Consider the following 14,514-nt stretch of genomic DNA (forward strand, 5'->3'; position numbering starts at 1 on the left):
CGCCGCAGGGCTGATCGCCCCTCAGGGAGAGTGAGCATGGACCAGACAGATAGTGACCTTGGGCAAGAATCCCACCCCTCGCGTTTTCACGCGATGCAAACGGGGCGCGTGCCGCTGATCGCTGCGGGCATCCTTGCGGTGGGGGTGATTGCCGGCGGTTACTTGCTGGGCGACGGTTTGCGGCGCAGCCGTGAGGCGGATCGCGCCGTGACGGTGCGCGGCCTTGCCGAACGCGACGTGACGGCGGACCTCGCCACCTGGACCATCGCCTATTCCGCCACGGCGCCGGACCTGGCCACTGCGCAGGCGAGCGTGGACAACGACAGCAAGCAGATCCGCGCCTTCTTTGGCGAATTGGGCTTTCCCGCCGATGCGCTGCAGCCGACCGGCGTGAACGTCACGACCATGACCGACAACGGCGTGACCAGCTTCACCGTGCGCCAGCGCATGGCCTTGCGCACCACCGATATCCGCCGCGCCCAGGATGCGGTGCGGCGCCAGTTCGATCTGGTGCGGCGTGGGGTGATGCTGGAGGAAGGCTCGGGCATGGCCTATACCTTCACCGGACTGAACGCGATCAAGCCGCAGATGGTGGCCGAGGCGACCAAGGACGCGCGCCGCAGTGCTGAACAGTTTGCCAAGGACAGCGGCACCAGCGTTGGCGGGATCAAGAACGCCACGCAGGGCTATTTCGAGGTGACCGCGCGCGATGGCGACAGTGGCGGCGGCTGGGGCGTTTCGGATTCGCCCTACAAGAAGGTGCGGGTTGTCACGACGATCGACTTCTATCTGCGCTGAGAGCCAAGAAAGCCGGGACCCTAACCGATTGTTCGGTGCGGGTCCCTGCTGCCAGGGTCAGTCAACGCCGCCAAAGTGGCTGGTTACTCCCGGCCCTGCTTGCAGCGCAGGGGATGCTGCATTGCACAAGGATGATGGCGAGACTCAGCTTCGTTCCTGCGCGCGTCTGTGGCATTTACGCATCATCGCCTAACCGGTCCTTGCGCTCTTTCGTGCAACAGCCATATGCCGGTCATGACAACGAGTCGTTTTGCAACGCACCATGTTTAACAAGATTCGGACCCTTTTCGCCGCCAAGGCAGAACCAGAACCGGTGACTCGCATACCGGATGGTGAACGCGTCTATGCGATCGGGGATATTCACGGTCGGCTCGACCTGTTTCGCAGCTTGATCGCAATGATCGAAGCGGACGATGCTGGGCGCGACCCGGCCAGGACCACCGTTATCCTGCTGGGCGATCTGGTAGATCGTGGGCCGGACAGCGCAGGCGTGATCGCAACCGCGCGCGAATGGGCGAGGCAGCGCACTGTCCGCATGCTGGCCGGCAATCACGAGGAAATGTTCCTCGGCAGCTTCGAGCGCGAGGACACCCTGCGCCACTTCCTGCGCCACGGCGGCCGCGAAACGCTGCTGAGCTATCCCATCGATCCGGACGAATACAACCGGGTCACGCTGGAAGAGCTGCGCGCGCTCCTCCCCTCGCTGGTCCCTGCCGAGGACATCGCTTTCATGCAGGCGATGGAAGACCATATCCGCATCGGCGATTACTTGTTCGTCCACGCGGGCATCCGCCCGGGCGTGGCGCTGGAAAACCAGCAGACATCCGACCTGCGCTGGATCCGTGGGGAATTCATCGAGGACCGCAGCCATCGCGATTTCGCAGTGGTGCACGGCCACACCATCTTCGACGAACCCAGCATCACGCCCACCCGCATCGGCATCGACACCGGAGCCTTCGCCTCGGGCCGGCTGACAGCGGTCGGGCTTGAAGGCGCCGCCCGCTGGCTGATCGTTGCCGAGGACGAGGCTGCGCGCGCGGCGGCATGATGCTTTAAGTACCATTGCTGTGCGGTGCGACACACCGTCGCACACCAGATGCTGCCATCCAGCGTGCAAACCGGGGTTTACCGGTTACGCGCTCCGGCGGCAGGCGTACACGCCGGCGGGGCCGTTTGCCCCAAGGGCGGCGGCCCCAAATCCGGCCCTCCCAAATCCGGCCCTATTGATAGACGCAGGCGTCGTAATCCCCTCGCACCACCGCGATGCGACGGGCGATCGCATTGCCATGGCGGCGCACGAAGCCCGATGCGCCCACCACCTCGCGCTTCTTGGGTTGGGGAAAGGCTGCCGCGATCCGCGCCGCCTCTATCGATGACAGGTTCTGTGCGCCCTTGCCATAATAGCGCTGCGCCCCGGCCTCAACGCCATAGGTGCCGATGCCGGTCTCGGCCACGTTCAGGTACACTTCCATGATCCGGCGCTTGCCCCAGATCGCCTCGATCAACACGGTGTACCAGGCCTCCAGCGCCTTGCGCACATAGCCGCCGCCCTGCCACAGGAACACGTTCTTGGCGGTCTGCTGGCTGATCGTGGATCCGCCGCGGATGCGCCCGCCCTTCTGGTTGCGACGGAACGCCTGGAGGATCGCATCCTGATCGAAGCCATTGTGGCTGCAGAACTTGCCGTCTTCGCCAGAGATCGCCGCATCCACCATGCTGCGGTCAATCCGGGTCAGCGGCGTCCAGTCCTTGGTAAAGCCCTTGGGATCGCCCAGCATGGTGAAGGTGACCGGTACAGGCACGAACTTGTAGATCACCACCTGCGCCACGCTGAGGAACAGGAACGCCGCCACCAGCCGGGCAAGCAGCCACGCCACCTTGTGCACCCGGCCGGGCGCACGGGCGCGCGGGCGGGGCGGGTTCTTCAGCGCCTTGATCTCGTCTTCCATCGCCGTGACTATTACCGCGCCCGATTCCGCTGGCAACGCCTGCCATGAAAAAGGCCCCGCACGCCGCAGCGCCGGGGCCCTTTCAGTTCACTCGCTGCTCTTACGCCGCAGGCAGCAGCCTGCGCTCGCCCGCGATGCGCTGCATCGCCTTCTGCAGCTTTTCGAACGCGCGCACCTCGATCTGGCGCACCCGTTCGCGGCTGACGTTGTAGACTTGGCTGAGCTCTTCCAGCGTCTTGGGTTCGTCCACCAGGCGGCGGTCGACCAGGATGTGCTTCTCGCGCTCGTTCAGGCTTTCCATCGCCTCGACCAGCATGTCGTGGCGGAACTGCGCCTCTTCGGCGTCAGCCACCGTCTCGTCCTGCAGCGGACGGTCGTCGGCCAGCCAGTCCTGCCACGATCCCTCGCCATCCTCACGCATCGAGACGTTGAGCGACGCATCGCCACCCATCATCATGCGCCGGTTCATGTTCACCACTTCCTGCTCGGGCACGCCGAGGTCGGTTGCGATCTTGCGGACGTCGTCGGGATGCAGGTCGCTGTCCTCGAACGCCTCGAGGTTCTTCTTCATCCGGCGAAGGTTGAAGAACAGCTTCTTCTGCGCGGCGGTGGTGCCCATCTTAACAAGCGACCAGCTGCGCAGGATGAATTCCTGGATCGAGGCCTTGATCCACCACATGGCATAGGTGGCCAGGCGGAAGCCCCGGTCGGGCTCGAACTTCTTCACGCCCTGCATCAGGCCGATGTTGCCTTCGCTGATCAGCTCGGAAACCGGCAGGCCATAGCCGCGGTAACCCATGGCGATCTTGGCCACGAGCCGAAGATGGCTCGTCACCAGTTGCGCGGCGGCTTCGGGATCCCCATGTTCCTGATATCGCTTGGCAAGCATGTATTCCTGCTCGGCCGTCAGGATCGGAAACTTCCGGATTTCCGACAAATAACGGTTGAGGCTCGCTTCCCCACCCAGCGCGGGGACGGTCAACGCCTTGTTCTGTTCACTCACCTGAACACTTCCTTTCGTCGCGTCAGTGCCCAATGCTCATCCCCTACCGGGCGATGGACGGCGGGACCACACAGCAAATCTTTTCAGTTTCAAACGACAACTGAATGCCGAACGAGTGTCTGCCTCGACTCGGCAATTCGCAATAAGGACTTTAGTGTAGCACCCTCCCTTCTAACCATGCAGTTCATCGATGAGTTCCGCCATGTCGGCGGGAATCGGGCTGCAAAAATGGACCGCTTCACCGCTTGTGGGGTGCACGAAGCCGAGTTCGGCCGCGTGCAGGGCCTGGCGGCGGAAAGCGAGTCGGTTGAGGAGCGGCCGAAGGCGCGAGGGTGTGCGTCCATAGACAGGGTCACCCAATAGCGCATGGCCAATTGACGCAAGGTGAACGCGAACCTGGTGGGTTCTGCCTGTTTCCAGCCGGCACTCCACCAGCGCCGCATCGTTCAGGCTTTCCAGCGTGCGATAGTGCGTGACTGCATGCTTGCCACGGCCATCCTCGACCAGCGCCATCTTCTTGCGATCGTGATTGGACCGGGCGATCGCCCCCCGCACCGTGCCGGACGGCGGCACCGGGCGGCCCGCCGTGATCGCGCGATAGGCACGGTGGATCGAATGGTCGGCAAACTGTTTTGCCAGCCCCTCGTGCGCCGCGTCGGTCTTGGCCACCACCAGCAGGCCGCTGGTGTCCTTGTCGATGCGGTGCACGATGCCCGGCCGCGCCACGCCGCCAATGCCCGAAAGCTGCCCGGCGCAATGGTGCAGCAGCGCGTTGACCAAGGTGCCGTCGAGGTTCCCTGCAGCCGGATGCACCACCAGCCCTGCCGGCTTGTCCACCACGATCAGATCGGCATCTTCGAACACCACGTTCAGCGGGATGTCCTGCGCCACCGCTTCTGCCGGGGCGGCCTGCGGCACGCGGATGGCAAAGCGTGCACCCTCGGCGGGCTTCACCGAAGCCTGCGAGACAACCTTCTTGCCCAGCGTGATCCGCCCGTCATCGAGCAGCGCCTTGATCCGTTCGCGTGAAAGGCCCGAGGCATCGGCAAGCGCCCGGTCCAGCCGTTGGCCACCGGTCGCAATGATGCCTTCGATGATGCTCTCTTGTTCCCCCATGGCCGGAATATGGGGATTCTTTGCGCACCGGCAAGACTGCCCGGATCGGGCCTTTTCAGAACGGGCCGCCCTTCTTCAGAACGAGAATGTCACCCGCACCGTGCCCACCACCACATTGCGTGCACCCTTGTCGCCGCCGGGATCGCGGACCCACAGGATATCGGGCTGGATCGAAAACCAATCGGCAAGGGCATCGGAATAGGTCACTTCCACCATGCTCTCGCCATGCACGGGCCGGCCGCCTGATGCGACCACTTCATCGCGGAAGTGGGTGCTGATCCACGCATGGTTGACGCCCAGCGAGAACTGGCTGTCCTTGCGCCCTGCCAGCGCCGGCGCCACCAGCACGCCAGCCTGGAACCCGCCGGTATAGGGCGTGGTGTGCGGGTCAGACAGGCCAGCACGCAGAAACGCCGTTACCTGTCGCGCCGCGCCTTCGGGCATCAGGTTGTGCTCGATCACGGCATAGGCACCCTGCGAGACCCGGCGCAGCGGCTCACCACCTGGTCCGGTCTCGTAAATGTTCTGCGGGTTCTTGGTATAGCGCCAGCCGCCCACCGAAAGCTTCCAGCCGTTCCGGTCCCACCCCGCCTCGGCAATCGCCAGCAGGCCGTCACGAAAGCTGAAGTCCACGCCGCCGCTGTCGCCAATCGTGCTGGCACGGGCGTTCACCCCGGCCACGCGGACATAGCCCGCGCCATCGGCGAACGGCACGTTCAGCCTCGCCGAAAGCGCGCTCGACGGAAAGATCGAAGGACCGTTCGGCCCCGTCGCGGCCAGTTCCGATCCGATCCCGAATGGCGGGGCGATCAGCAGGCCAGCCGAATCATTGGCGTAGAATTCGCTGTTCACATCATAGAGGCCAAGCTTCAGCGAAGCGCCTCCGCGCAGATCCTGCTCAATCCATGCTTCAAACAGGCGGAGGCCCGCCTTGGGCACCTCGATGTTGTTCACACCCTGCAGCGTCGCCGCCGAATCGTTGGGCCGCGCCCCCCGGTTATCCAGCACGTCGAGATGGACCTTCGCACCCCGCCAGCCGACCAATGTGTCGAGGTCGAAATCGCCCGTCACATTCACGTTGGTCAGCGCACGCAGCTTGCGGTCACCATCGCCTGCCGCCACCGTGGCAAGATCAACGATCACTTCCGCCGCCAGGTCCACGCCGTCATCGTCATCCTCGGCACAGGCCGGTGCGGGCACCAACAGCGCCAAGGCCGCCAGCGAGGCTGTGCCCCTCCTCATGCCGCCAGCGCGCGGCGCGTCTCACGCGGCCGCGCCTCCCCGATCTCGAACCGCGCCAGTTCGCGGGCCACTTCGGAAATGGCCTGCGCCATCGTCCGGCTGGCGTTGCTCACCTGGTCGGCGACTGCCGCATTGCTCTGCGTGATCTTGCCGATCTGCCGCGATGTTTCATCCAGCGACTGGAGCGAGCCCTTCTGCTCGTTGGCACCAGCCTCCACCACTTCCATCATCCGGTTGATCTCGTCCATCCGCTCGGTGATCGATCGCAGGCTAGCACCGGCATCACGCACCAGCTTCACCCCGCCGCCGATCTCGTCGCTCGAATTTCCGATCAGATCCTTGATCTCGCGCGCGGCTTCGGCACTGCGCTGCGCCAGCGCACGCACTTCACTGGCCACCACGGCAAAGCCCTTGCCCGCGTCGCCGGCCCTTGCTGCTTCCACTCCGGCATTGAGCGCCAACAGGTTGGTCTGGAATGCGATGCCATCGATGACGCTGACGATCTTGCCGATTTCCTGCGATGCCGCTTCGATCCGATCCATCGCCTGCTCGGCCTCCTCGATCACCTGGCCACCACGAGCCACCTCACCGCCCACGCCATCCACCGCCGCGCGCGCACTGAATACCGCTTCCGATGATCCGGACACCCGCTGGTTCAGCCCGTTGATGGCCGTGGCGGTCTCCTCCAGTCCTGCGGCTTGGCGCACATTGCGCCCGGCAAGGTCGCTCGCCGCATCGCCGATGTCCGCAGCCACCCTCTCCAGTGCGATCGTGGAACCCTGCACCTTCGACATCGCCGCGCCCAATTCCCCGAGCGCGGCATTGAAATCGTGGCGCAGCCCTTCAAAGCGCCCGGCCAGCGGTTGCTCAAGCCGAAAGGCAAGGTTGCCTCTGGCCAGGTTGCTAAGGCCCGCACCGATCGACGTGACAATCGCCTCGGCCTGACGCTTGGTTTCGGCGCGTGCCTCTATCAGGCTGTCGCGCAGGGCGATTGCCGATCGGGAGAGGTCGCCGATCTCGTCGGACCGGCCTTCTCCACCCATCTCAACGTCCAGTTTGCCCGCCGCCATCTGACGCACGCTTTGCCCAAGCAGAAGCAACGGATGAATCATCTGGGTTCGACCGACGCGCGCGATCCATGCCAGCAGGATCAGGATGATCAGCATGCTGGCCAGCGCAATCCAGCGCGCCTGCGTCGCCGCCCAGGTGGCGCTGGTCGAGGTCAGTTCCGCATTGGCCTGAACCGCGTCGGATATGCTGGACATCTGGCCTTCAAGCTCTGCGAACAATCGCTGAAAATTCTGCAGTTCCTGATCGTCTGGCACCAATCCGGCCTTTGCCCGGCGGGCAATCTCCCGCCCGGTGGCGACATAGCTGCGAAATGCCGGATCGGCTGCTGCCCGCGCCCCCGCCACAGTTGGCGCAACGTCGCTTCGCGCGGTGGCGGCCATATGCTTTTCGAACTCGTCGATCCGCTGCTCAAGTTCTGCCGCGGCGGCAGCCCCATCGATGGCGGTGGTCTGGCGTGACGCGACAATGCTGACAACTTCGGCGCGGATGGCATCGTGCCCCATGTCCGCCTCCATGTGTTCGCGCAGCAGGCCGGTGGCGGTGTTCATCCGCCCCATGGCCACATCCTGCCGCGACATGCCGAGCACGCAGAGCGTGGTCGAGCCTGCGGCGCCAGTCGCCAGGATCAGACATCCTGCCAGAAGCTTGAACTTGATCGTCTTCACATCGATCATTGCATGAGGTCCCGACGACGACGGCCACATCCACCAAGTCGGATGCCCGGTCAGCCTCAGAATGCTGGAATCATGATGAAAATTCGGTCCGATGTGGTTAGGTACTGTTCACGGATAGGGTGATTACCGCGAAAATGGCAGAAATTCAGGGATTTGGCAGGTTCTTCCTTTCGAAGCAATTGGGCCTGACCCCACGTTGACTAGACAAAATTGTATTCTTGCAACCACTTGGCAATTCCGTCAGATATTGGCCATGGACATCGTGATTGACGCTGCGGCCCATGATGCAATCCTCCGTTCTGTTAAGGAAAGCCACCCTGACGAGGCTTGCGGACTGCTGCTCGGGTCATCGGGACTGATTCAGGTTGCGCTGAACGCTGCCAATGTCCATCCGGAACCTGCCCGGCACTTCGAGATTGATCCGGTCGCTCTGGTCGCGGCCCACCGCGATGCGCGCGCCGGCGGGCCCGAGGTACTTGGCTATTACCACTCCCACCCGAACGGCCTGGCCCGCCCATCAGAAACTGACTTGCGGGACGCCGCGCATGACGGCCGCATCTGGCTGATCGTGGCGCATGAAAGTGTTACCGCGTGGAAAGACACGCCATCAGGGTTCGAACCGCTTTCCTACACGCTGCAGGAAGGTTAAGGCGGGTGCAATGATGCGTTGCCTGCCTGCCCCCAGCCCCCGCTCCGGCATTTCGGAAAGGTTCGCGGGGGTCCCGGACTTTTTGGCCAGGACAGTGTCAACCGTGTCAACTTGGAAAGCATATGGGCGAGTTTCCTGAACAATGACCACGTCTTCCGTCGATCTCGCCAGCCTGCTCTGCTCGCGTCTCTGCCACGATCTGCTCAGCCCCGTGGGTGCGCTCACCAATGGCCTGGAGCTGCTGGCCGATGAAAAAGACCCCGGCATGCGGCAGAAGTGCTTCGAGCTTCTGGAACAGAGCGCCAAGACCTCGGCTGACAAGCTGCGCTTCTTCCGCCTGGCCTTCGGTGCCGCAGGTGGCTTTGGCGACAGCGTGCCCAACCAGGAACCGCGCGCGCTGGTCGATGCGCTGGTCGGCAACAACGGCCGCATCGCGGTCAACTGGGCGCTTGCGGGGGATTCCCTGCCCAAGCCGGCGGTCAAGGTCCTGCTCAACCTCGCACTCATCGCCATTGACGCGCTGGTGCGCGGCGGCACGCTCGATATCGCGGCAGAAGTGCGCGAAGGCGCCAGCGAGATCGTGGTCCGCGCGGCGGGCACGCGCATCGCCTTTGATGCCACCGTCGGCCAGGCGCTTGACGGATCGCTTCCGCCGGCGGACCTGAACAGCAAGACCGCGCCAGCGGCAATGGTGCAGCAGCTTGCCGCCTCGATCGGCGGGGGCATCCAGGTGCACCTCTCGCCCGAAGCGCTGGTGATGGGCGCGGTGCTGCCGGTCGCCTGACAGCCATGAACCGGTGGCTCGTTCACAAGGAGACGCCTTCTCCGAACTGGAACGAACGCAAGCTGCCGGTCTCCATGGTGGTGCTGCATTACACCGGGATGCAGACCGCAGCCGAGGCGCTGGAGCGCATGTGCGATCCCGCCGCCGAGGTGAGCGCGCACTACATGATAGACGAGGACGGCACCGTCACCCGCCTGGTGCCGGAGGGCAAGCGCGCATGGCATGCCGGTCGCTCCTACTGGCGAGGCGTCACCGACGTGAACTCGGCCAGCGTCGGCATCGAACTGGTCAACCCGGGGCACGAATGGGGATACCGCCCCTTTCCCGATGCGCAGATGGAGGCGCTGGTCCCGCTGCTGGCCGACATCGTCAAGCGCCACAACGTGCCCCGCGCCAACGTGGTCGGCCACAGCGACATCGCCCCTGCCCGCAAGACTGATCCGGGCGAGCTGTTCGATTGGGACCTGCTCGCCAGGCTGCGCCTCGCCCTCGCCAAGCCCAGACCATCGATGCGGCTTCTCTACGACAACGAGGGCGCATTCTACCTCGCGCTCGAACGCTTCGGCTATGACATCACCGATCCCGCCGCCGCAGTCCGCGCCTTTGAGCGTCGCTGGCGCCCGCACCGCATCACCGGAGAGATCGACGGGCAGATCGGTGCGCTGCTTTTCGAACTGCTGTTGGCCCGCGATCTCGGCCATGCTAGGTGACGCTCCGCGCCGGGGAGCCGGGCAGCCGCGGGCCCGCAAGGGGTCGAGGAAAGTCCGGGCTCCACGAAACGAGGGTGGCGGGTAACGCCCGCCGGGCCGGCGGCCGCAAGGCCAAGGGTCAAGGGAAAGTGCCACAGAGAGCAGACCGCTAATCCCGGATCACCGTTCGGGACAGCAAGGGTGAAAGGGTGCGGCAAGAGCGCACCGCGCGACTGGCGACAGGAGCGGCACGGCAAACCCCACCCGGAGCAAGATCGAATAGGGGCTGCGCGTCTTCGGACAGGCTTGTTTCGGGCCAGCAGCCCGGGTTGATTGCTAGAGCGGCCCGGCAACGGTCCGCCCAGAGGAATGGCTGCCAGCGGCGATACGGTCCACACGTGGGATACCGTCGGCGCTACAGAACCCGGCTTACAGGCTCCCCGGCGCATATTCAGGGAGTTGGCCTGCACCGCCTTGCCCGCTAAGGCCATGCCCATGTCCGGCGCGCACCACCACCATCATCACCATGACCACGGGCACGGGCACGGGCACGGGCACGATCATGGCCCGCAGGACTTCGGCCGCGCCTTCGCCATCGGCATCGCGCTCAACGCCGGGTTTGTGGCGGTGGAGGGCGTCTATGGCATACTTGCCGGATCGATGGCGCTGGTGGCCGATGCCGGGCACAACCTGTCCGACGTGCTCGGCCTGGTCATCGCATGGACAGCGGCCGTCCTCTCCAATCGCCCGCCCTCGGCCCGCTTCACCTATGGCTTCAAGTCCAGCTCGATCCTCGCCGCGCTGGGCAACGCCTCACTGCTGCTGATCGCGCTGGGGGCAATCCTGGTGGAAACGATCCGCCGGCTGTTCCATCCGGAACCGGTCGCGCCCGGCCCGGTGATGATCGTCGCGGCCATCGGCATCGTCATCAACACGATCACCGCGCTGATGTTCATGCGCGGCCGGCACCATGACCTGAACGTTCGCGGCGCCTACCTGCACATGGCAGCGGATGCGGCGGTCAGCGCGGGCGTGGTCCTGGCCGGGCTGCTGATCATGCTCACCGGCGCGCAATGGATCGATCCGGTGACCAGCCTTGTCATCGTGGCCGTGATCGCGCGCGGCACCTGGGGGCTGTTGAAGGATTCGCTGAAGCTTGGCCTGCATGGCGTCCCCGCCGGGATCGACATGGGCAAGGTGCGCGCGTTCCTTTCAAGCCAGCCGGGAGTGGCCGCCGTGCACGACCTGCACGTCTGGCCGATGAGCACCACCGAAACCGCGCTGACCGCGCACCTCGTGATCCCACAGGGCCATCCGGGCGACCCATTCCTGCACCATCTGGCGCACGAACTGGAACACGACTTCGGCATTGGCCATGCCACCCTGCAGGTGGAAACCAGCGCCGACGGCCACGATTGCCGACTGCACGCCGAAGGCACCGTTTAGATCCCTTGTTGGCCCTTCGGGGCACTTCCCTTCGGGACAGGTCGCGGCCGGCACAGGGCATCCCGATGTTGGATCGCGGAAGGGGTGGTGCGGAATTCATGTCCGCGGCCAGTGCCGGTCTTCGTCCCCTTCCGCCGGCAGCCGCAGACATCCGCGTCACCTCTTCCATGAACCCTGTTCAGGAGTGACCATCATGACTGCCCCCTTCCTCCGCCGCGCCGCTCTGGCGCTGGCCGCACTCGCCCTGCCTTTCGCCACGCCTGCCTTGGCGAACCACCACGAGGGACACGACAAGACCATTGTCGAAGCCGCTGTCGCCTCTCCCGATCACACCACGCTGGTCGCCGCAGTGAAGGCTGCCGGCCTGGTCGACACGCTGAATGGCGCCGGCCCCTTCACCGTCTTTGCCCCCACCAATGCCGCCTTTGCCAAGCTGCCCGCCGGCACCGTGGACACGTTGCTGAAGCCCGAGAACAAGGGCACGCTGACCAAGGTGCTGACCTATCACGTGGTGCCGGGCAAGATCACCGCCGCTGATGCGGTGGCCGCAATCAACGCCGGCGGTGGCAAGGCCGTGCTCACCACCGTCGCCGGTGCAAAGCTGACCGCCACGCTGGAAGGCGGCAAGGTTGTGCTGACCGACGAAAAGGGTGGCAAGGCCACCGTGATCGCCGCCGACATGATGGAGAAGAATGGCGTAATCCACGTCACCGACGCGGTTTCGCTGCCTGGCTGACCGGGAAAGCCCGCCCCATGGGAACATGGGCGGCAACAAGAAAAAGGGCGGGGCCGTTTCCGGTCCCGCCCTTTTGAAGTTTCAGCGCAATACGCGGATCAGGCCGCCTGTTCCTTGCCCTTGAGCACGCGGACGGGCTCCTTGCGGCCTTCAACCACATCCTTGTCGACCACCACTTCGGCAATGTCGCTTTCGGTCGGGACGTCGAACATGGTGTCGAGCAGCAGCCCTTCCACGATGGAGCGCAGGCCACGGGCGCCGGTCTTGCGTTCGATGGCCTTCTTGGCGATCGCTTCCAGCGCGTCGTCGGTGAAGGTCAGCGCCACGTCTTCCAGCTCGAACAGCTTGGCGTACTGCTTGACCAGCGCGTTCTTCGGTTCCTTGAGGATCTTCACCAGCGCTTCGATATCAAGATCGTTGAGCGTGGCGATCACCGGCAGGCGGCCGACGAATTCGGGGATCAGGCCGAACTTCAGCAGGTCTTCGGGTTCTGCCTTCTGCAGCAGTTCACCAACCTTGCGCTTGTCGGGATCGGCCACGTGCGCGCCAAAGCCGATCGAACGCTTCTGCAGGCGGTCCGCAATGATCTTTTCCAGGCCGGCAAACGCGCCGCCGCAGATGAACAGGATGTTGGTGGTGTCCACCTGCAGGAATTCCTGCTGCGGATGCTTGCGCCCGCCCTGCGGCGGGACGGAGGCGGTGGTGCCTTCCATCAGCTTGAGCAGCGCCTGCTGCACGCCTTCGCCCGAAACGTCGCGCGTGATCGAGGGGTTTTCGGCCTTGCGGCTGATCTTGTCGATCTCGTCGATGTAGACGATGCCGTGCTGCGCCTTTTCGACATTGTAGTCGCTGGCCTGAAGCAGCTTGAGGATGATGTTCTCCACGTCTTCGCCCACGTAACCGGCTTCGGTCAGCGTGGTGGCGTCGGCCATGGTGAACGGCACGTCGAAAGTCTTGGCGAGGGTCTGGGCCAGCAGCGTCTTGCCCGATCCGGTGGGGCCGACAAGCAGGATGTTGGACTTCGAAAGCTCCACATCGCCGCCCTTGCCGCTGTGCTTCAGGCGCTTGTAGTGGTTGTGCACGGCCACGGAGAGCACGCGCTTGGCGCGGTCCTGCCCGATCACATAGTCGTTCAGCGTCTCGAAGATGTCACGCGGGGTGGGGACGCCGCCATCCTTCTTGCCGGCAATGCCGGCCTTGGTTTCCTCACGGATGATGTCGTTGCACAGCTCGACGCATTCATCGCAGATGAACACGGTGGGGCCGGCGATCAGCTTGCGCACCTCGTGCTGAGACTTCCCGCAGAAGCTGCAGTAGAGGGTGCTCTTGGTATCCGATCCGGAAAGCTTGGTCATTCTTCGTTCCCAGACGCCCCTCCACGAGAGGCGGGTCCAGTTATCCTACTACCCCAAGGGCATTAATCAACCGGACTCAATTACAGTAAAAAGTCCCTAGCGGGCGGCACCTTTCGCGAAGCTTAAGATGCCGCCACGCAAGGATAAATCACGCGTCGGGCGAACCGCCCGAACCCTCTTCGACACCGGTCTGGTCCGTAACGGGACGCGATTCGAAAACCTTGTCCACCAGGCCGAAAGCCTTGGCTTCTTCGGCCTCGAGGAAGGTGTCGCGGTCCATCGCCTTCTCGATTTCCTCGAGGGAGCGCCCCGTGAACTTCACGTAGAGATCGTTCATCCGCTTGCGGATGCGCAGGATTTCGCGGGCCTGGATCTCGATGTCAGAGGCCATGCCGCGCGCGCCGCCCGAAGGCTGGTGCACCATGATGCGGGCGCTGGGCAGCGCGATGCGCATGCCAGGCTCGCCCGCCGCAAGCAGGAAGCTGCCCATCGAGGCGGCCTGGCCGATGCACACGGTGGAAACGCGGGGGCGGATGTACTGCATGGTGTCATAGATCGCCATGCCCGCCGTGACGACGCCGCCCGGCGAGTTGATGTACATCGAGATGTCCTTCGACGGATTTTCCGATTCGAGGAACAGCAGCTGCGCCACGATGACCGAGGCCATGTGGTCTTCCACTTCGCCGGTGACGAAGATGATGCGTTCACGCAGCAGGCGGGAATAGATGTCGAAGCTGCGTTCGCCGCGGCTCGACTGTTCGACCACGACCGGGATCAGCGCGCCGGTGACGGGGTCGGTGGTGAACTTTCCTTGGGCGCCACGGGCGCCGAACAGGTCGAGCATGGTCTTCCTCGTGTGGTTTTGCGTCGCCTATGTCGCGTGCCCCGGCAGGATGTTCAAGGGCATTAACCGTGGATGCGCATGGTTGCGGACGCCGCCGTGCACGTTCTCCACCCTTTTTGGGGGTGCTCTTGCCCGCAAGGCCCTGTTTGCGCGACTTT

General features: G+C 64.4%; 14 protein-coding genes and 1 other RNA gene. 8 read left to right on the forward strand and 7 right to left on the reverse strand.

The genetic code is table 11. From position 1 onward, the window contains the following. The first annotated feature begins 93 nt into the window (after positions 1-93). Positions 94-798 (forward strand): SIMPL domain-containing protein, encoded by a 705-nt coding sequence (locus POM99_RS13490; RefSeq protein WP_277278684.1) that lies wholly within the window; start codon positions 94-96, stop codon positions 796-798. Between the two features lie 262 nt (positions 799-1,060). Continuing rightward, positions 1,061-1,846, forward strand: coding sequence for a metallophosphoesterase (locus POM99_RS13495; protein WP_277278685.1), 786 nt, complete (start codon positions 1,061-1,063; stop codon positions 1,844-1,846). Between the two features lie 172 nt (positions 1,847-2,018). Here POM99_RS13495 and mtgA read toward each other — a convergent pair whose 3' ends face one another. The 5 genes from mtgA to POM99_RS13520 all read right to left on the reverse strand — a co-directional run bounded on the left by mtgA (position 2,019) and on the right by POM99_RS13520 (position 7,853). Next, complete coding sequence (gene mtgA, locus POM99_RS13500) at positions 2,019-2,747, reverse strand: monofunctional biosynthetic peptidoglycan transglycosylase (RefSeq protein WP_277278687.1); 729 nt, start codon at positions 2,745-2,747, stop codon at positions 2,019-2,021. 100 nt (positions 2,748-2,847) lie between these two features. Then, complete coding sequence (gene rpoH, locus POM99_RS13505) at positions 2,848-3,750, reverse strand: RNA polymerase sigma factor RpoH (protein WP_277278689.1); 903 nt, start codon at positions 3,748-3,750, stop codon at positions 2,848-2,850. 171 nt (positions 3,751-3,921) lie between these two features. Next, positions 3,922-4,866: an RluA family pseudouridine synthase gene (locus tag POM99_RS13510; RefSeq protein WP_277278691.1), complete on the reverse strand. Its 945-nt coding sequence runs from the start codon at positions 4,864-4,866 to the stop codon at positions 3,922-3,924. Positions 4,867-4,941: 75 nt separating this feature from the next. Continuing rightward, complete coding sequence (locus POM99_RS13515) at positions 4,942-6,108, reverse strand: carbohydrate porin (RefSeq protein ID WP_277278693.1); 1,167 nt, start codon at positions 6,106-6,108, stop codon at positions 4,942-4,944. Further along, positions 6,105-7,853 (reverse strand): methyl-accepting chemotaxis protein, encoded by a 1,749-nt coding sequence (locus POM99_RS13520; RefSeq protein WP_277278695.1) that lies wholly within the window; start codon positions 7,851-7,853, stop codon positions 6,105-6,107. Before POM99_RS13520 ends, POM99_RS13515 begins: the two co-directional genes overlap by 4 nt. Positions 7,854-8,106: 253 nt before the next feature. Here POM99_RS13520 and POM99_RS13525 point away from each other — a divergent pair, with 253 nt between their 5' ends. The 6 genes from POM99_RS13525 to POM99_RS13550 all read left to right on the forward strand — a co-directional run bounded on the left by POM99_RS13525 (position 8,107) and on the right by POM99_RS13550 (position 12,157). Continuing rightward, positions 8,107-8,502, forward strand: coding sequence for a M67 family metallopeptidase (locus POM99_RS13525; RefSeq protein ID WP_277278697.1), 396 nt, complete (start codon positions 8,107-8,109; stop codon positions 8,500-8,502). Positions 8,503-8,644: 142 nt separating this feature from the next. After that, a complete protein-coding gene (locus POM99_RS13530; protein ID WP_277278700.1) occupies positions 8,645-9,286 on the forward strand; it encodes a histidine phosphotransferase family protein in 642 nt (213 codons plus the stop codon). Positions 9,287-9,291: 5 nt separating this feature from the next. Next, positions 9,292-9,996, forward strand: a complete 705-nt coding sequence (locus POM99_RS13535) for an N-acetylmuramoyl-L-alanine amidase (protein ID WP_277278702.1) — start codon at positions 9,292-9,294, stop codon at positions 9,994-9,996. Positions 9,997-10,005: 9 nt separating this feature from the next. Beyond that, positions 10,006-10,423: RNase P RNA component class A (gene rnpB / locus POM99_RS13540), an RNA gene on the forward strand. Positions 10,424-10,470: 47 nt separating this feature from the next. Then, complete coding sequence (locus POM99_RS13545) at positions 10,471-11,421, forward strand: cation diffusion facilitator family transporter (protein ID WP_277278704.1); 951 nt, start codon at positions 10,471-10,473, stop codon at positions 11,419-11,421. 193 nt (positions 11,422-11,614) lie between these two features. Then, positions 11,615-12,157 (forward strand): fasciclin domain-containing protein, encoded by a 543-nt coding sequence (locus POM99_RS13550; protein ID WP_277278707.1) that lies wholly within the window; start codon positions 11,615-11,617, stop codon positions 12,155-12,157. Between the two features lie 98 nt (positions 12,158-12,255). Here POM99_RS13550 and clpX read toward each other — a convergent pair whose 3' ends face one another. Together clpX and clpP are read right to left on the reverse strand one after the other, a co-directional pair. Further along, positions 12,256-13,512, reverse strand: coding sequence for an ATP-dependent Clp protease ATP-binding subunit ClpX (gene clpX, locus POM99_RS13555; protein WP_277278709.1), 1,257 nt, complete (start codon positions 13,510-13,512; stop codon positions 12,256-12,258). Positions 13,513-13,660: 148 nt separating this feature from the next. Further along, complete coding sequence (gene clpP, locus POM99_RS13560) at positions 13,661-14,356, reverse strand: ATP-dependent Clp endopeptidase proteolytic subunit ClpP (RefSeq protein WP_277278711.1); 696 nt, start codon at positions 14,354-14,356, stop codon at positions 13,661-13,663. Positions 14,357-14,514 lie beyond the last annotated feature (158 nt).

The organism is Novosphingobium cyanobacteriorum (assembly GCF_029436685.1).
In the GTDB taxonomy this organism is placed as follows: Bacteria; Pseudomonadota; Alphaproteobacteria; order Sphingomonadales; family Sphingomonadaceae; genus Novosphingobium; species Novosphingobium cyanobacteriorum.